Here is a 16,377-nt window from a genome sequence, read left to right on the forward strand (position 1 = left end):
CAAGGATGCAGGAGAGTCGCCCGTGCCGTCGCTGACGCTCGCCGCCTTCACCCAACTCGCCGGCTGGCAGACTCTGCAAGGCGATGGCGTGACGCCGTCGGCGCAGATCGCGGTGGCCGAGGATTTGGTTGGCGACACACCCAGCGGCGACCACCGCAGCCTGACGCTGGCTTACACCGCGGCCTCGCTGGACCACATCGCGCGTCGCCCGCTGGCCGCGCTGGACCTGGACGACTACGACGAACTGCGCCTGGTTCTGCGCGGCGATCGCAGCTCCGCGCCCGCCTTCTATCTGGAACTGCGCCTGGGCAGCGTGGCGCTGCCGATCGGCGCGCCCGGCAATACCTGGCACCGGCGCGTGCCGGTGGGCGGCGGCGCCGGCTGGGACGTGGTGCGCTTCTCGTTGGCCGACTTGCCGGCCGCGGTGCGCGGCGCGGTCACGGTGGCGCAGTTGCATTGCATCGACGCCGGCCAGGGCTACAGCGTCGCCATCGACGAGGCGCTGGCGGTGCGGCCGAGCATGCTCGCCGATCTGGAACAGGCCTTGCTCGCACGTTTGCACGAGCGCACCAGCCTGGGCGGCACACCGGTGCCGGCCGAATTGGTGAGCGCCGGCGGACCCTGGCCCGCAACCACGCCCTGCATCGCGATCGTGCCGATGGACGTGCGCAATCTCGCCGAGCGCAGCATCGGCAGCGCGCAACGCTGCGACTTCGTCGCCGACGGCTATCGGGTGCGCCCGGCACCGACCGCGTTCGAGGCCGCCTACGCGATAGAGGCCGTCGCCGCCGATCGCATCGACCAGGGCGCGCTGATGGATTTCCTGCTGCGCGAGATCGCCCCGCGCGGCGCGCTGCGCGTGGCCGCGCATCCGTGGTCGATCGAGACCCAGACGCCGCCGACCTACGAATACAACCCCCACCTCGACCCAGCGCCACGCCAGCGGCTGTATTGCCGCGTGTACGCGTGGCAGGACCACGACGCGCCTTCGTCGGTGCAGCCGGTGCTGGGCGTGGTCAACCACATCGATTGGAAGGAGTCCGGCCATGGCTGAAGACAAGGCGAGCGAACGCGTCCGCCTGATCAATACGCGCTCGCAGCCGGTCGAGCTGCATCTGGGCTCGTCGGTGCACGTGCTCGCGGCCGGCCAGAGCCTCGAGCTCGACGCCGCCGCGTTGGCGTCGCCGCAGTTGACCTATCTGCTCGATCGCAAGGCGCTGGCGGTACGCAGCGCAACGCCGCCGGAGGCCGCCGAGGCCGCCGGCAACGCAATCACTCCGCGCAGGCGCGGCCAGGGTGCCGCCGATGGATCCGCGCGGCCCCCGCAACCACCCAAGAGGAAGAAAGAATCATGAGCTTCATCGGCATCAATGTGCGGGAAGTCGACGGAACGGGCGCGCCGGTACTGGCCGCCGCACCCACCTCCATCGCGGGCTTCAACATCCTGACCCGGCGCGGCACGCCGAATCAGGCCGTGATGGTCGATTCCTACGCTCGCTTCGTCGAGCGTTTCGGCGGCTATTTCCCGGGAGGCCTGGGCGCGTATCTCGTCAAGGGCTACTTCGACAACGGCGGCCAGGTCGCCTACGTCAATCGGGTGGTCTCCGACGACCCCGCCACCGGCCATGCGCCGGGTACGCTGGCGCTGCGCGACGGCAGCCCCGCCGACACGCTGCGGATCTCGGCCGGTTTCCGCGGCACCGAGGATCCGGGCAGTTGGGGCAATACCCTGCAGGTGCGGGTGGCGCGCTCCACGCCCACCACCACCCGCCTGCGCGAAGCCGCGGCTGCCACCATTACCGGCACGGTGGCCATGGTCGCGCCGGTCGACATGAGCACCCTCCCCAGCCTGACGCTGCGCGTGGACGGCTCGCCCGACAACACCGTGATCACCTTCCTGCCCGCCGATTTCCCGGGCGGCGCCGCCAACGCCACCCCGCAGCAGATCCGCGACGCGATCAACGGCCGTCAGAGCCGGGTGGTCGCGTCTCTGACCGGCCCGGGCAACCTGGTGCTGACCTCGACCGGCGAAGTCGCGCGCCTGAGCGACGGCTGGACGTCGATCCAGGTCATCGCCGCCAACGCGACCCTGGGCTTCGCGATCGCCGCGGCGGTGCCGGGCACCGCCAGCGCGGTGGCCACCAACGGCGCCACCCTGCGCCGCACCGAGGACTTCGATCTCGGCGACGCGATCGAGGTCTTCGACCCGACCGTGCCGGCCAACACCACCATGGTCAAGCTGCTGTCGCGCAACCCGCTGACCGGCGCGGTCACCTGGGGACCGCCGATCGCCGGCATCGCCGGCTGGACCGCGCAGAACATCCGCGTGCGCAACCTGCGCTTCACCGTAACCGTGGCCGAAGGCGGCACCGAAGCGGAGAACGTGCGCGAGACCTGGTCGGACCTGTCGATGGAAGCCGACACGCCGAACTACGCGCCGGCGCGCATCAACGACACCATCCGCGGCTCGCGCTACGTCGTCGCCGAGGACATGCTCAGCGCCAGCGCGGTCGGCGTCGATCGTCCGGCGGTGCTGGCCTGGACCCCGCTGGCGGCCGGCCGCGACGGCACCCCGACCTCCGCCCATTTCAACGGCGACTCGTCGGTGCGCAGCGGCTTCTTCGCCTTCGATCCGCACGACGTGCAGTTGCTGACCTGCGAGCGCACCGATCCGGGCATCGTCGCCGCCGCCCTGGCCTACTGCGAGAACCGCGGCGACTGCATGTACGTGGGCGCGGTGCCGGAAGGCTTCACCGAGGCCGGCCAGGCGGTCGCCTACGGCCAGTCCTTCCAGGCCAAGAAGGCCTACGGCGCCTTGTACGCGCCGTGGATCACCATCGCCGATCCGGCCGGCGTTGGCGACAACCCGCGCCGCAACCTGCCGCCGGTCGGGCATGTGCTGGGCGTGTTCGCGCGCGTCGAGCGCTCGCGTGGCGTGTGGAAGGCGCCGGCGGGCGACGAGGCCAACCTGGCCGGCGTGCTCGACGTGACCTACCGCCTCACCGATGCCGAGCACACCCAACTGGTCAAGGACGGCAGCGTCAACGGCATCCGCGCGATTCCGCGCGCCGGCATCGTGATCGATTCCTCGCGCACGCTGAGCACCGATCCGCGCTGGATGTACGTCGGCGTGCGCCTGCTCTTCAACTTCGTCAAGAGCAGCCTGAAGAACGGCCTGCGTTGGGTGCGCCAGGAACCGAACCGCAACTCGCTGTGGAACGCGGTCAAGTTCAACGCCGTCAACCCGTTTCTGTTGGGGCTGTGGCGACAAGGCGCGTTCGGCACCGGTTCGCCGGAGGAAGTGTTCACCGTCATCTGCGACGCCTCGAACAATCCGCCGGACCAGGTCGATCAGGGCCTGCTCAACGTCGAAGTCTATTTCTATCCGTCCAAGCCGGCGGAAACCATCGTCATCACCGTCGGCCAGCAGCCCTCCGGGGCTTCGGCGTCCGAAGGCTGAACTCATCACTAGCGCACGCAGGAGGGCGTCATGCCACAAGTCGGAGACATTTGGGAAAGTTATCGCGCGAGCGAGTTCGTACTGGTGATCGACGGGCGCGAAAGCCCCGGCGTGAGCAAGATCGGCGGACTCAGCGAAGGCGAGATCGAGACCGTGGAACAGCCGCACGGCGGTTCGTTCCGCGTGTTCAAGACCGCCGGCGCGAAGGTCAAGTTCGACTCGCTCACGATCGAGCGTTACGTCGACGGCAGCCCCGAGGACCAGCGCTTCAAGGACTGGTTCCAGGAGTGCTTCAAGCTCAATCGCGACGATCAGGGCGGCTCCGTTCCGCGTCGCGACGGAATGATCGTCAAGCGCCACAACGGCGCCGACGTGCTGACCTTCGCCTTCTACGGGGCCTGGGTGAAGTCGTCGAAATTCACCGACCTGGAAGCCGGGTCCACCAACCACTTCAAGCAGACCATCGTCCTCGAACACGAAGGACTGGAGCGTGTCGAATGAGAACCGAAGCCACCGCACTGCGCGAGGTCCCACTGGCGCCGCCGCCGAGCACGACCCACCGCACCTACGAGTTCGAGCTGCCGATCGGCGTCTACGACGACGAAGGCCGCCTGCATCGCCACGGCATGCTGCGCAAGATGACCGGCCGCGACGAGGCGATCCTGGCCGATCCGCAGAACCAGCGTAACGGCGGCAAGCTGGTCACCGAACTGCTGGCCAGCTGCATCGTCGGCCTGGGCGAGCTCAAGTCCACCGGACCATCGGTGGTTTCGGAGATGTACTCGGCCGACCGCAACTACCTGTTGCTGCGACTGCGCGGCGCGACCTTCGGCAACGAGCTGCAGGCGACCTACAAGTGCCCGTCCTGCGGCCACAGCCACGAGGTCACCGAGGAGCTCGACGCCTTGCCGGTGCGGCGCATGCCGGAAGAGGAATCGGCCGGCGAGATCCGGATCCGCCTGGAGGACGGCTACATCGACAACCAGGGCGTGACCCACCACGCGATGGTGATGCGGCTGCCCACCGGTGCCGACGAATCGGCGGTGGCGCCGCAGATGCGCAAGAACGCCTCGCTGGGCAAGAACGCGCTGCTCGCCCGCTGCCTGAAGTCGCTGGGCGACGTGCCGCAGCACCGGCTCAACGCGATCGGACCGAAGCTGCTGGCCGAGCTGACCATGACCGACCGGCGCCTGATCGACCGGGCGCTCAACTCGGCCGCGCCCGGCGTCGATCTGATCCGCGCGCTGGAGTGCCCGGCCTGCGGTCACGAGTTCAAGGCCAGCCTGGATCTGTCCCATTTTTTGGCATTGGACTGACGCTCGAGGATTTGCGTCGCGAGGTGTTCTTTCTGGCGTACCACCTTCATTGGCCGCACGCCGAGTTGATGGACATGCCCACCGAGGACCGACGCAGCTTCGCGCGTCTGCTGATCGAGCAGATCGAGCGGGAAAACGCCGAGATCGAATCGTCCCGAGGACGTTGAACCGCAGGTCGTTGAACTGGAGCCGCTGAATGCCCATCGGGCTGCTACTCACATCGCTCTCTGCGCCGTTGGCCGGCATGGCCACGGCGTTCGAGCGATGGAACGCGGTACTGCGGCTGGAAGCCGTGGTGATGGACCGCGCACGCGGCGCCTTCCTGGTGGAATGGTTCGGCGTGCGTCTGCCGCGTCTGGATAGCCGCCTGCGCGTGGTGATCGCCAACATCACCGCGCTGGGCGAGCGCTATCGCGAGGCGCGCGCGCAGTCCAAGGGCGGCCAGACCGGCCCCAATCTGCTCGAGCCGGTGGCCGGCATGGCCGGCATGGCCGTCGGCATGTTCATCAGCCCCAGCGGCATCATCATGTATCTGTACGTGAAGATCCGCGAATCGATGTGCGCGGTCGCGGCCAGCTTGCTCACGATCCTGTACAGCCCGATCTTCCTGGCCGAGTTCACCGGCCTGGGCACCGCGGCCGCGGCGATCCTGTTTCCGCTAGCCTTGCTCGGCGGCTTCGTCGTCGCCATCGTCGCCGCCGCGCAGGGCGCCAACGGCGTCCTGGTCATGGCCTACGAGCTGGTCGGCGACGCGACCCGCACGATCCAGGCGCTCACGCGCTTCATCAACCTGCTCACCGGCCCGCGCGAAGCGATCCGCAACCCGCTGCTGCGCGGCATCCTGGAGCTGGTCGATCGCGTCGCCGCGCTGTTCGCGCAACTGATCGGCGCCGCGGCCTGGCTGCTGACCCGCTTCGGCAGGCTGATCCTGCCGACCGCGATGCAGTTCCACGCCCTGATCGAATTCGGCAAGGGCATCTGGGAGGTGGTCAAGCGTATCGGCGAAGGCACGGTCGCCGCGCTCGAAGGCGCCGATCCGGAAGCTTCGCCGATGGCGATCCTGACGCGCATGATCGATCACGTCATGGCGATGGCGCGACGCCTGATCGCAGGCGCGGGCGCGATGCTGGCGCAGATGGCGATAGCGCTGAAGGACGGTTTCGGCTCGATCGCCAACGAGACCCGCGCCTACATCGACATATCGGTATCCGCCGCGCGCGGGCTGATCGAGGACATTCCGCTGATCCGCCAGTTCCGCGCGGCCGCACGCGTGGTGACCGAGGTCCGCAAGATCTTCGCCAGCACCGGCGCGGCCGCCCCGGCGGCGCCGCCGGCCGCCGCGCCGCCGCCGTCCTCGTCGGGCAGCCCGGGCGCGATCAGCAGCGCGCTGGCGCCGGCACGCGTACTCAGCGGCATGCTGGTGGCGCCGCCCACGCCCAGCATGGACATGGCCAAGCTCATGGTCGGCGCGGCGCGCGGCGGCATCACCCTGTCCACGCCCTGGGGCCCGGAGTTCGACGTGGACATGGCCGCGCCGTTCGCGCTGGACCCGGCCACCGACGCGCTGGCGCAGCAGCTGATGGCGCCGCCGGCGAGCGTGTTCCGCGGCGAACCGGCGCTGATGGCGCAGGAGTTCGGCGTCGATACGCCCGACCAGGCCTTCGAGTTGCTGCGCACTCACGAGCTGCGCTACCGCGACCTGCTCTACACCGTGGTCGCGCGCATCCTGCCCGCGCAGGTGCGCATCCGCGTGCCCGACCTGCTGGACGCCTTCGACCGCCTGGACCGCGAGGTCTATGGCCGCGACGTGCCCGCGCGCGATCCCGATTTCCCGGTGCGCGACCTGCCCGACAACGGCCGCCTGCGCCCGGTGGTGCGCAAGATCACCGTGCGCTGCCCCGGCGGCGACGCGGTCTCGCTGCGCAACATCGGCAACGACCTGACCCGGCTGCTGCGCGAGCAGACCTACCTGGCGCCGGCGAGCTGACGATCATGCCCATCGACCTGATCCCGCTCGCCTCCGACTGGCTGGCCGCCTTCGACAGCCAGCGCCGCCGCATCGGCGGCCTGTCCGCGGCGCTGCAGCGCTGGCTGACCCAGCGCCTGGAGCGCATGGGCGAACTCGAACGGCGCACCCGCGCGTTCCCGATCTTCCTGTTCGAAGGCACCGCGCTGTCGGTGGCCATCGACGCCCAGCAGCACGGCGCCCTGCGCCCCTACCGCAGCGCCGGCGCGGCCTGGGCGGCGCCGTTCGTGGCCTTCGGGCGCGGCTTCACCCGCATTCCGCAGGCGGTCGAGGACGAAATGATCCTGCCGAACCTGCTCGGCGCGATCGAGGGCATCGTCGGCGCGATCGCCGATTCCATCGACCGCCTGGCCGACCCGCGCGCCTCCACGTTCGATCCGCGCAACGCGCGCGCTTCGGACCTGTTCGGCCTGCTCGGCATGGCGTGGCGCGGTTTGACCACCAGCACCGGCCAGCTGCGCAATATCGTCGGCGACTTCGCCAAGGCCAAAGTCCTGTTCGATGGCCCTGCCGGCACCGCGGGCGCGGCCGGCGGCGCCGCCGCGGCCACGCCCAGCGCCGCGGTCGCGGCGGCGGCGCCTGCGCCGGCCGGCATGGGCGGCGGCGACAACATGCTGGATACGGTGCTGCGCGGCTTCACCGCGGCGATGCTGATCCTGCCGATCATTCCGGACTGGATCCGCACCCTCGCCAACGCGATCTGGCTGCGCATCCGCCTGACCATCGTCAATGCGCTGCGCGGCATCGAAGCGCGGGTGTTCCGCATGCGCCGCGAGGTGCTGGCGTTCTTCTTCGAGTCGCTGCCCAAGCTGCTGCGCGAGGTGCCCGCCCTGGTCGGGGCCATGGCCACGATGCTGCAGTGGAGCATCAACTACTTCGCGGTGATCGCGCGCATCTACCTGGAAGTGGCGCTGTTCGCATTGCAGCGCTTCCTGCACGGCCTGCGCCAGCAGGTCAACGAAGTGATCATCATCGTCAACATCGTGTTCCACATGATCGACGAGATCCTGGCGTTCGATCTGCTGGAGCTGGTCAAGCCCTTCCTGGGCCCGACCGCGATGCTGATCGACATGATCGGGGTCAAGCTGACCGTCAACCAGGTGATCGACGCGGCCGGCACCGCGATCAACTGGACCCTGTGGGGCGCGGCCAAGGCCGGCATCAACGCCGCGCGCGCGACCATCGTTTCCACCGCCTTCATGCCGGTGATCAACGACGTGCCCTGGGTCGGGGGCAAGCTGGCCGCGCTGCGCGCCAGTCTGCTGCACGACTTGAATCTGATCGACCAGATCGTCGATGCGCTGTTCGCCGACACCGGCGGCCCCATGGTCGAGACCGAAAAGCCGCGCATCAAGCGCATGCCCAACTTCTACAACCTGCTGTTCGGCGTTCCGCCGGGCGTGCTGGGCCGCGAGGTGCGCGATTTCGGCCGCGCCCTGGGCGCCAACGTGCGCGGCCTGTTCGAGAACGTGTCGCGCAGCCTGGCCGACCTGGGCGAGGTGTTTTCACGCACCGCCACCGACTTCGCCCGTACCGGCCCGGCCGGGCGCATGCAGGAGTTCGCGCGCGAGTCCGCTGGGCTGGCCAACGGTCTCTACAACGACCAGATCCGGGCCCTGGGCGACCGCATCCACACCGCGCCGATCGGCGCCTTCGAGCGTTGGCTGGCCGGCAACGGCTTCCGCATCATAGAGGCGGCGATCCCGCTCTACATCGGTGAGATGCGGCGCTGGTGGCGCGAGCGCGCCATGGCCGGCGAGGAAAGCTACGTCGAGCTCACCCCGACCTCGCCGCACATCCTGGCGCGGCGCGCGCGCCTGGGCCGGGTGCGGGTGCCGCGCCTGACCCTGCGCGCGCACGACCGCGCCCACGACGAATCGCTGGTGCGCGACCTCGCCCAGCATTTCCGCGACGCGATCGGCCAGGCTTACGCCGAGGGCCGGCGCCAACTCGATCAGATCGCAGCGGGAGCCACCTGAGCCATGGCCGACGACCACGCCTCCGACGACATGGTCACCCAGATGGGTCTGATGCTGACCCAACTGAAAGGCCTGCGCGGCACCTTGGAACAGGTGGCGCAGGCGACCGCGCGCTATGCCGGCTTCGCGTTCGCCGAAGCCTTCACCCCCAGCGGCCGCTTCGGCGCGCCGCCGATGCGCGGCGGCGCCCTGCTGGTGCACGTCAACAATCTGCGCGACCTGGTCGCCAGCAGCGGCGTGGGCGGCTTCTTCGAGGGTCTGCTCGGCGGCATCGGCCGCTTCTTCGGCGGCCTGTTCGGCGGATTGATCGGCGGCACCATCGCCGGCGTCGCTTTGCCGGTGATGATCTGGAAGATCGATTCCATCGTCACCAAGCTGCAGGACATCCTCAAGCGCCTGGGCATCGGCGGCGACGACAAGAAACCCGCCGCGGCCGCCAAGAAGGGCGCCGGCAAAGCGCTCACGCCGACCGAGGCCGCGGTGGCGGCGGCCGATGCCGACCCGACCGCCACGGTCGCGGGCGCGCCCCTGACCGATCAGATCGGCGAGTTCCGCGAAATCCTGAATCTGCTCACCGGCCTGTTCGAGGCCGCCGGCAGCGGCGGCGGTGGTGGCGGCGGTTCGCCCGCGCCCGAGCGCCTGCAGGCCTCGCTGACGCCGCAGCACGAGCGCTGGATGGCCATGCTGCAGTCGGTGGAGACCACCGTCGGCGGCGTGACCCGCATCGTCAACGGCCTGATCATCCTGGTGCCGATGCTGGTGGGCAGCATCGCCCTGCTGTTCGACAAGCTCGACACCTTCAAGCTGGCGGTGGTCGAAATCCTGCAGTTCCTGGTGCGCAACGTACTGCTGTTGCGCGGCGTGGTGCTGGTGACCGTGTTCGATCTGCTGGGCGTGGTTGCGCGCCTGGCCGCCGGACTGGCCCAGGTCATCGGCCAGATGGTCCAGGGCATCCTGGGCAGCCTGTTCGATATCGCCGGTACCGTGCTGGAAGGCGCGCTGGCGGTGTTCCAGTTCCTGGCCGGCGGATTGCAGCGCACGGTCAACGGCATGCTGCGCTGGTTGGTCGACACCTTGTTCATCGTGCTCGCGCGCTTCAGTGACCTGCGCGTGTTCCGCCTGATCACCCACTTGATCCAGGTACTGCCGGCGGTGCTGCCGCCGCTGTACGAACTGCTGCGCGACAAGTCGACCGGCGCCGGTGGCACCCCGGTCAGCGCACCGCTTACCGGCGCCCAGATCAAGGCCCTGACCGATGCCGCCGCCCTGCCCTTGCCGGGGCCGATCACGCCGTCGACCACCCTGCCTTCGACCCTGATGCCGGCCATGCCCGATCCGGCCGCATTGGCCGCGCCGCCCGCCGCGCTGGCGAGCCTGCGCGCGCAGATGGATACGCTGCGCACCGGCCTGCTCGACGGCGTGCGCGACCTCGCCGGCAGCGTCGCCACCGGCTTCGGCCAGCTGTCGGCGCGCTTCGATCAACTGATCTCGACCGAACTGGATCGCAGCCGCAGCGACTACGCCACCAATTTGAACGCGGTGCGCGAGCGCTCGGCCGAATTCGCCGGCGCGTTCGCCGAGGCCGAACGCGCCGTGCGCGAGCGCCCGGAGACCGGCCTGGAAGCGATCGCGCGCGCCTACGAGCAATGGCTGTCCGGCAACGGCCTGGCCACGCTGCTGGATCAGATCACGCGTCAGTTCTCCAGCACGCCGGCCACCGCCGGCGACTCCATCCCCGGCCGCATCGTCGGCGAAGCGGTCGATCGTCCGCGCGCCTCGATCGAAATCCAGGAAGTGATCATCGACCTGACCGCGGCCGCGCCCGGCGGCGGCGACGGCGGCATCGGCCCACTGCCTTCGCCGGAACTGCTGTACGCGCAGTTGCTGGAGTACCAGCGCGAGCTGGCCCAGCGCGGCTCCGACGACCCCGCCCTGATCACCGCTTGAGCCCAAGGAACCGGAGACGCGCCATGGCCTACGGATATCTCGCCTGCTGGAACAGCCTGCCGCCGCTGGTGTTCCGCTTCCAGTTCAATCCCGAATCGCTGACCGAGAAGCGCGGCTACAAGTACACCGATGTCGAAAACTTCGGAAACTGGGCCTTCGACAAGACTTCGGCGGCGATGAGCGCCAGCCAGCCCTGGTACGTGAAGCTGGCGACCGCGCCGGCCGGCGCGCTCGAGGACCTCAAGGAATTCGGCCCGCAGCTGGTGCGCACGCATCCGCTGGAAGCCGGTTGCGGCGAGCCGCGCACCTTCGCCCTGGACTTCGTGCTCGACGGCGCGGTGCGCCCGGAAGGCGCGACGTCGGACGTGGGCAACCTCTACGACGGCGACATCTCGCCCGACCTGGCCCTGCTGCGCTCCTTCGTCAATCCCGGCGTCGACGTCGGCAGCCTGGTGGAGTGGATCAGCAGCGGCTTCGAGAAGACCTTCTCGCCGCCGCTGTGCACGCTGATCTACGGCGGCATCAACACCGACTGCGTGATGGAAAACCTGAGCATCAAGATCACCCGCTTCAACGCCGACACCTCGCCCGCGCGCGCCGAGATCAGCGTCAGCCTCAAGCAGCAGACCAAGGCGATTTCGCCGCTGGTCGAAACCATCGAGCGCTACGTCAACGTCGCCCGGACCATGGGCCGCTCCGGCTACGGCATGGACTACGTGAACGTGCTGCCGGGCGCGTCGGTCATCAAACACATCTTCGATCTCTGAGCAGGAGCCCCCATGCCCGTTTCCGCACGATCGCGATACGCCCGTCTGGCGCCGATGCAGGCCCCCGACGCCGACGGCGAGCCGCGCACCGGCCTGCCGATCCGTCGACACGAAGGCGTGCCCGCCAGTTCGGCGCGTTACGCCCATCTGGTCACCGGCGCCGAGTCGCTGGAGTATCTGGCGTGGCGCTATCAGGGCTCCAGCGAAGGCTGGTGGCGCCTGGCCGACGCCAACCCGTTGCGTTTCCCGCTGGAGTGGCGCCCGGGCGACAAGCTCGACATCGCCTCCGGCGGTAGCGCGCCGGGCCTGGTCGAACGCGACCGGCGCTTCTGAGGACGCGCCATGAGCGACAGCCGCCAGCCGTACAAGCGCGTGCACCTGCAGGGCATCGACATCAGCGCCAATGTGCGCAGTGCCGAGGTCGAGGACAACGATCGCCTGATCGACAAGGCGGTGGTGGTGCTCAACGACCCCAGCGGCAGCGGCAGCGAAGCGCCGCGCGAGGGCAACACTCTGTTGGTCGACCTGGGCTGGGGCGAGAACCACGCGGTGTTGTTCGAAGGCGAAGTCACTCAGATCGCGAACGCGGCCGCGGGCTGCAATCCCAAGCAGCTCACCATCACCGCGCTGGACCTGTCCTACCGCATCCGCAAGCGCCCGTTCCGCGCCACCCACCACGTCGGCACGCTGAGTTCGATCCTGCGCGCCATCGTCACCCGCGAGCCCACCACCGGCATCGCGGTCGGCCAGATCGAGCCCAGCCCGGATCCGGAATTCACCGAGGCCGCGCCGCTGCGCCAGACCACCCAGAACGACTGGGACTTCATCGTGCTGTTGGCGCGCCGCTACTCCTGCCGCGCCTTCGTCGAATACAACGGCGGCGCCTCCAAGTTCTACTTCATTCCCTTGGCACGCCTCACCGAAGGCGAGGCCATGGGCACCCTGGCCGCGACCGGCATGGCCGGGCGCATTACCCGTTTTTCCTACGAACGCACCGCCAGTTCGGCCTCGCCGCGCCGCAACACCGCAACCGTGGACCCGCTCACCGGCGACACCATCACCACCACCGCGCCGCCGCCGCCGGCCGAGCCCGCGCACGCGCCCAGCGAGACCGTCGCCGAAACCGGCGGCCCGGCGCTGGACAGCGCGCTCAGCGTCGCCGGCGAAGCCACCGAGACGCCGCAAAGCCAGCGCCCGGAAACCTTCACCCCGGGCACGCCCTCCAGCGCCGCGCGCGCGACCAGCGACGCCGCCCAGGACCCGACCATGGCGCTGGGCTTCACCGCTCGCGGCGCCTGCGTGGGCACGGTGATGTTGCGCGCCAAGGGCGCGGTCGACGTCACCGGCATCAGCGGCTGGGGCGCGGGGCGCTGGTACGTGCGCAAGGTCAAGCACACGGTGCGCACCAGCTCCGGCGGCGGGATGTCGCCGGGCTACACCTCCGAATTCGAACTCACCCGCTAGGACGCCATGAACGCCATCCACCGCCACGCCGAACGCTGGTACGGAAAATACAGCGGCACCGTCACCGGCAACGAGGACCCGGACAAGCAGGGCTGCATCCTGGTCAACGTGCCGGCGATCTTCGGCACCGAGCTCGCGGTCAACGCGCGCCCCTGCTTCCCCTACGGCCACTTCTTCGTGCCGCCGGTGGGCGCCAAGGTCTGGGTCGAATTCGAAGGCGGCGATCCCGAGTTCGCGATCTGGGTCGGCACCTGGTACCCGAAGACCGCCACGCCGGAGGAGAGCCGGGTCACGCCGCCCGACAACCGCGTGATCCAGACCGTCAGCGGCCACACCATCGAGCTCAACGACACCGACGGCGCCGCCAAGGTCGTGATCCGCCACAAGGACAACTCCTTCCTGGCCATCGACGACAAGGGCAGCGTGGTGGTCTCCAACAAGAGCGGCTCCACCCTCTATCTCAACGCCGACAAGGGCGAAGCCTCGCTGATGTCCGAGCAGGGCCACGTGCTGGCGATGAACGCAGATGGCGTGGTGCTGATGAACAAGGACGGCGCCAGCCTCGATCTCACCGGCGACACCGTGCGCATCACCGCGGCCAACATCCTGCTCGAAGGCACCACGGTATCGGTGGGTTCCGGCGCCAGCGAACCGACCCTGCTGGCCAAGCAGTTCGACATCCTGTGGAAGCAGTTCATGTTCCACACCCATCCATCGGCGATGGGCCCGACCGGTCCGGCCACGCCACCGGCGATGCTGGTGCCGCAGCAGCACTTCAGCGCTTCGGTGCTGGTGAAGTGAGGAGACCGCGCGCATGAGCCGCTGCAGCTTCCCCGAACTGCCGATCCCGCTGTCGCTGCCGCCGCTGCCGCCGCTGCCGCTGCCGCCCGCGTTGCCGTCGATGCCGGCGCTGCCCGCGTTGCCGTCCCTGCCGGGATTGGCACTGCCGACGCTGCCGATCGCGATCACCCTGCCGCCCTTGCCGCCGCTGCCGGTGCCGCCCTCGCTACCGGCGCTGCCGGAGTTGCCGGCCTTGCCGGATCTGCCGGGACTGACGCTGCCGACCTTGCCGATCGCGATCACTTTGCCGCCGCTGCCGCCGCTGCCCGTGCCGCCTTCGCTGCCCGCGTTGCCGGCGCTGCCCACCCTGCCGCCCTGCCCCCTGGACTGATGCCATGGCCCTGGACCGCAACACGCTCGAATCGACGCTGGCCGCGACTTTGCGCACCAATTTCCAGAAGGGTGTGGACGAGGAATGGAGCGGCGACGACGCCGCCGACGCGATGGCCAAGGCCATCGCCGACGTCGTCCATGCCTACGTCAGCGGCGCGCGCGTGACCGGTGTGCAGTCGCAAGTACGTGATAACGGCAACGTGCCGATAGGAACCGCCACCCAAACCGGCGAAGTCGGACTGAGCTGAGGAGCATTAGCGACATGGACAACGTCATGGGTTTCGCCTTTCCCTTCGCCCTTTCCGACGGCGGCGTGCAGCGCGCCAACGGTCAGGACAAGATTCGCCAGAACATTCGCGCACTGCTGGCCACGCGCTTCGGCGAGCGCGTGATGCTGCGCGAGTACGGCACCCGCATCCACTCGCTGGTGCACGACCCCAACGACGACGTCATGGCCACCCTGGTCAAGCGCCAGCTGCAGGAATGCCTGCTGGCCTGGGAACCGCGCGTGCTGGTCACCAACGTCGCCTTCGAACGCCGCGAGGCCGAGCTGTACGTGCGCCTCGACTACACCCACACCAGCGAACCCAGCACGGATTCGCTGCTGGTCCCGTTGGCCTGAGCAAGGAGCGCCGTCATGGCCGTCACCGATCCGTTGCCGCCGGCGATCGATTACACCAACAAGGACTACGCGTCCCTGCGCCGCGCCATGCTGGACCTGGCGCGCCTGCGCCTGCCCGAGTGGACCGACCACACCCCGTCCGACCTGGGCGTGGTGCTGACCGACATGGTCGCCTACGTCGGCGACGTGATCCTGTACTACCAGGACCGCATCGCCAGCGAGCTGTTTCCCGGCACCGCGCGCGAACGCCGCAGCGTGCTGCAGCTGTTGCGCCTGATCGGTTACGAACCCACCCCGCCGCTGCCGGCGCGCGCCGACCTGCTGCTGACCTTCTCGGTGCCGGTGGGGCCGGCGGTGATCGCGATCCCGAGCGGCGCGCAGTTCATCGCCACCCAGCCCAGCGACGATCCGGCGACTTTCGAATACCTCGGCCCGGCGCTGTCCATCGATCTGCATTCGGATCAGGTGCTGCCCGGCGCGGTCGCCGGCCAGGCCCAGTTCGTGCTGCCCGTCTCGCACAGCCGCAGCCTGCCGCCGACCCTGCTGGGCTCGTCCAGCGGCGAGCCCAACCAGAGTTTCCGCCTGCCGCACAAGCCACCGATCCTGGAAAGCCTGGTGGTCGAAGTCGACGAAGGCGCGGGCTGGGTGCGCTGGGACCGCCGCGACAACTTCCTCTATAGCACCGGTCCCGACGGCCGTACCCTGCTGTCCACGCGCGACTCGCGCGACTACATCTGCCAGTTCGACGAGAACGACGCCTGCAGCATCCTGTTCGGCGACAACGTGTTCGGACGCGTGCCGCCGCGCGGGACCAACAACGTGCGCGCGACCTGCCGGGTCGGCGGCGGCGTGCGCGCCAACGTGTCCGCCAATACCATCACCCGCGCGGTCACCGTGCTGCCCAACCTGCTGGCGGTCACCAACCCGGCCCCGGCCGCCGGCGGCAGCGCCTCGGAAAGCAGCGAAGTCGCGGTGCGCAACGGGCCCATGGTCTATCGCAGCGGCCGCCGCGCGGTCACGCCCGACGACTGCGTCGCCCTCGCCCACCACGCCGGCGGCGTGGCCAAGGCGCGCGCGCGCAGCCGCAACTGGAACCAGATCGACCTGATCGTCGCGCCGCAGGGCGACAGCTGGCGTCCGGTGCCGGAGGCGTTGCGCACCGCGCTGCTGGCCTACTTCGAGGACAAGCGCATGGCCGGCACCCAGTTGCGCGTGCTCGACGCCAGCCCGGCGCCGGTCGCGATCGCGATGACGGTGCGCTACGACGCGCGCTACCAGGCCGATCCGCTGCGCCAGCAGATCGCCGACACGGTCGCGCGCTACCTCGCCTACGACGCGGTCGATTTCGGCCAGGCCCTGTACCCCAGCGATCTGTTCGCGCTGATCGAGGCGATCCCCGGCGTGCTGTCGCTGGACATCTACCGCTTCAATCGCGCCGATCAGCCCGCCTCGACCCTGGACGACGATCTGCGCCGCTACGACCTGCCGTCGATGGCCGAGCTGCCGGACTTCATCCGCAACGCCCTGATCTCGCGCAGCGCGGTCGCCAGCCGCGTCGACGTCGGGCCCTACGAGCTGCCGGTGCTGTCGCAGCTCGAACTCAGCCTGCAGATCGGCTGAGGG

At 69.4% G+C, this 16,377-nt stretch carries 17 protein-coding genes; all 17 read left to right on the plus strand.

Annotation, left to right across the window (positions count from 1 at the left end; translation table 11 throughout):
- Window positions 1-22: 22 nt before the first annotated feature.
- Genes BMZ45_RS01705 through BMZ45_RS01780 form a run of 17 tightly spaced genes read left to right on the plus strand, consistent with a single transcriptional unit; the run spans window position 23 to window position 16,374 of the window.
- The gene (locus BMZ45_RS01705; RefSeq protein ID WP_091631676.1) at window positions 23-1,054 is read left to right on the plus strand and encodes a hypothetical protein; all 1,032 of its coding nucleotides are present in this window, start codon (window positions 23-25) and stop codon (window positions 1,052-1,054) included.
- A complete protein-coding gene (locus tag BMZ45_RS01710) occupies window positions 1,047-1,355 on the plus strand; it encodes a hypothetical protein (RefSeq protein ID WP_091631679.1) in 309 nt (102 codons plus the stop codon). Before BMZ45_RS01705 ends, BMZ45_RS01710 begins: the two co-directional genes overlap by 8 nt.
- Window positions 1,352-3,460, plus strand: coding sequence for a phage tail sheath family protein (locus BMZ45_RS01715; RefSeq protein WP_091631682.1), 2,109 nt, complete (start codon window positions 1,352-1,354; stop codon window positions 3,458-3,460). The genes BMZ45_RS01710 and BMZ45_RS01715 overlap by 4 nt, the downstream gene beginning before the upstream one ends.
- Before the next feature lie 30 nt (window positions 3,461-3,490).
- Window positions 3,491-3,961, plus strand: a complete 471-nt coding sequence (locus tag BMZ45_RS01720) for a phage tail protein (protein WP_056183152.1) — start codon at window positions 3,491-3,493, stop codon at window positions 3,959-3,961.
- The gene (locus tag BMZ45_RS01725; protein ID WP_091631685.1) at window positions 3,958-4,776 is read left to right on the plus strand and encodes a T4 family baseplate hub assembly chaperone; all 819 of its coding nucleotides are present in this window, start codon (window positions 3,958-3,960) and stop codon (window positions 4,774-4,776) included. The genes BMZ45_RS01720 and BMZ45_RS01725 overlap by 4 nt, the downstream gene beginning before the upstream one ends.
- A gap of 23 nt (window positions 4,777-4,799) precedes the next feature.
- Entirely contained in the window at window positions 4,800-4,943 is a 144-nt protein-coding gene (locus BMZ45_RS21800; protein ID WP_200944040.1) for a hypothetical protein, read from the plus strand.
- A 29-nt stretch (window positions 4,944-4,972) separates the two neighbouring features.
- Window positions 4,973-6,763 carry a hypothetical protein gene (locus BMZ45_RS01730; protein WP_139215356.1) on the plus strand — a complete coding sequence of 597 codons (1,791 nt, stop codon included), beginning with the start codon at window positions 4,973-4,975 and terminating at the stop codon, window positions 6,761-6,763.
- Window positions 6,764-6,768: 5 nt separating this feature from the next.
- Window positions 6,769-8,781 (plus strand): hypothetical protein, encoded by a 2,013-nt coding sequence (locus tag BMZ45_RS01735; RefSeq protein ID WP_091631692.1) that lies wholly within the window; start codon window positions 6,769-6,771, stop codon window positions 8,779-8,781.
- Between the two features lie 3 nt (window positions 8,782-8,784).
- Entirely contained in the window at window positions 8,785-10,728 is a 1,944-nt protein-coding gene (locus tag BMZ45_RS01740; RefSeq protein WP_091631695.1) for a hypothetical protein, read from the plus strand.
- Window positions 10,729-10,751: 23 nt separating this feature from the next.
- On the plus strand, window positions 10,752-11,495 hold the full coding sequence (locus BMZ45_RS01745; RefSeq protein WP_091631698.1) for a CIS tube protein: 744 nt from the start codon (window positions 10,752-10,754) through the stop codon (window positions 11,493-11,495).
- 12 nt (window positions 11,496-11,507) lie between these two features.
- Window positions 11,508-11,828, plus strand: a complete 321-nt coding sequence (locus BMZ45_RS01750; RefSeq protein WP_139215357.1) for a hypothetical protein — start codon at window positions 11,508-11,510, stop codon at window positions 11,826-11,828.
- Window positions 11,829-11,837: 9 nt separating this feature from the next.
- A complete protein-coding gene (locus BMZ45_RS01755; protein WP_091631703.1) occupies window positions 11,838-12,959 on the plus strand; it encodes a hypothetical protein in 1,122 nt (373 codons plus the stop codon).
- 6 nt (window positions 12,960-12,965) lie between these two features.
- Window positions 12,966-13,760: a phage baseplate assembly protein V gene (locus BMZ45_RS01760; RefSeq protein ID WP_091631706.1), complete on the plus strand. Its 795-nt coding sequence runs from the start codon at window positions 12,966-12,968 to the stop codon at window positions 13,758-13,760.
- 13 nt (window positions 13,761-13,773) lie between these two features.
- Window positions 13,774-14,130, plus strand: a complete 357-nt coding sequence (locus tag BMZ45_RS22160) for a hypothetical protein (RefSeq protein ID WP_056183119.1) — start codon at window positions 13,774-13,776, stop codon at window positions 14,128-14,130.
- Between the two features lie 4 nt (window positions 14,131-14,134).
- Complete coding sequence (locus BMZ45_RS01770; protein ID WP_091631709.1) at window positions 14,135-14,380, plus strand: hypothetical protein; 246 nt, start codon at window positions 14,135-14,137, stop codon at window positions 14,378-14,380.
- Between the two features lie 14 nt (window positions 14,381-14,394).
- Window positions 14,395-14,754 carry a GPW/gp25 family protein gene (locus BMZ45_RS01775; RefSeq protein WP_056183113.1) on the plus strand — a complete coding sequence of 120 codons (360 nt, stop codon included), beginning with the start codon at window positions 14,395-14,397 and terminating at the stop codon, window positions 14,752-14,754.
- Window positions 14,755-14,769: 15 nt separating this feature from the next.
- Entirely contained in the window at window positions 14,770-16,374 is a 1,605-nt protein-coding gene (locus BMZ45_RS01780) for a baseplate J/gp47 family protein (protein ID WP_091631712.1), read from the plus strand.
- Window positions 16,375-16,377: the final 3 nt, after the last annotated feature.

This window comes from Lysobacter sp. cf310 (assembly GCF_900114355.1).
Lineage (GTDB): Bacteria > Pseudomonadota > Gammaproteobacteria > Xanthomonadales > Xanthomonadaceae > Lysobacter.

Excerpts from the sequence above, each read along its gene's own strand:
- BMZ45_RS01710 (WP_091631679.1), top strand. The coding sequence starts at position 1,047 with ATGGCTGAAGACAAGGCGAGCGAACGCGTCCGCCTGATCAATACGCGC.
- BMZ45_RS01715 (WP_091631682.1), top strand. The coding sequence starts at position 1,352 with ATGAGCTTCATCGGCATCAATGTGCGGGAAGTCGACGGAACGGGCGCG.
- BMZ45_RS01720 (WP_056183152.1), top strand. The coding sequence starts at position 3,491 with ATGCCACAAGTCGGAGACATTTGGGAAAGTTATCGCGCGAGCGAGTTC.
- BMZ45_RS01725 (WP_091631685.1), top strand. The coding sequence starts at position 3,958 with ATGAGAACCGAAGCCACCGCACTGCGCGAGGTCCCACTGGCGCCGCCG.
- BMZ45_RS01730 (WP_139215356.1), top strand. The coding sequence starts at position 4,973 with ATGCCCATCGGGCTGCTACTCACATCGCTCTCTGCGCCGTTGGCCGGC.
- BMZ45_RS01735 (WP_091631692.1), top strand. The coding sequence starts at position 6,769 with ATGCCCATCGACCTGATCCCGCTCGCCTCCGACTGGCTGGCCGCCTTC.
- BMZ45_RS01740 (WP_091631695.1), top strand. The coding sequence starts at position 8,785 with ATGGCCGACGACCACGCCTCCGACGACATGGTCACCCAGATGGGTCTG.
- BMZ45_RS01745 (WP_091631698.1), top strand. The coding sequence starts at position 10,752 with ATGGCCTACGGATATCTCGCCTGCTGGAACAGCCTGCCGCCGCTGGTG.
- BMZ45_RS01750 (WP_139215357.1), top strand. The coding sequence starts at position 11,508 with ATGCCCGTTTCCGCACGATCGCGATACGCCCGTCTGGCGCCGATGCAG.
- BMZ45_RS01755 (WP_091631703.1), top strand. The coding sequence starts at position 11,838 with ATGAGCGACAGCCGCCAGCCGTACAAGCGCGTGCACCTGCAGGGCATC.
- BMZ45_RS01760 (WP_091631706.1), top strand. The coding sequence starts at position 12,966 with ATGAACGCCATCCACCGCCACGCCGAACGCTGGTACGGAAAATACAGC.
- BMZ45_RS22160 (WP_056183119.1), top strand. The coding sequence starts at position 13,774 with ATGAGCCGCTGCAGCTTCCCCGAACTGCCGATCCCGCTGTCGCTGCCG.
- BMZ45_RS01770 (WP_091631709.1), top strand. The coding sequence starts at position 14,135 with ATGGCCCTGGACCGCAACACGCTCGAATCGACGCTGGCCGCGACTTTG.
- BMZ45_RS01775 (WP_056183113.1), top strand. The coding sequence starts at position 14,395 with ATGGACAACGTCATGGGTTTCGCCTTTCCCTTCGCCCTTTCCGACGGC.
- BMZ45_RS01780 (WP_091631712.1), top strand. The coding sequence starts at position 14,770 with ATGGCCGTCACCGATCCGTTGCCGCCGGCGATCGATTACACCAACAAG.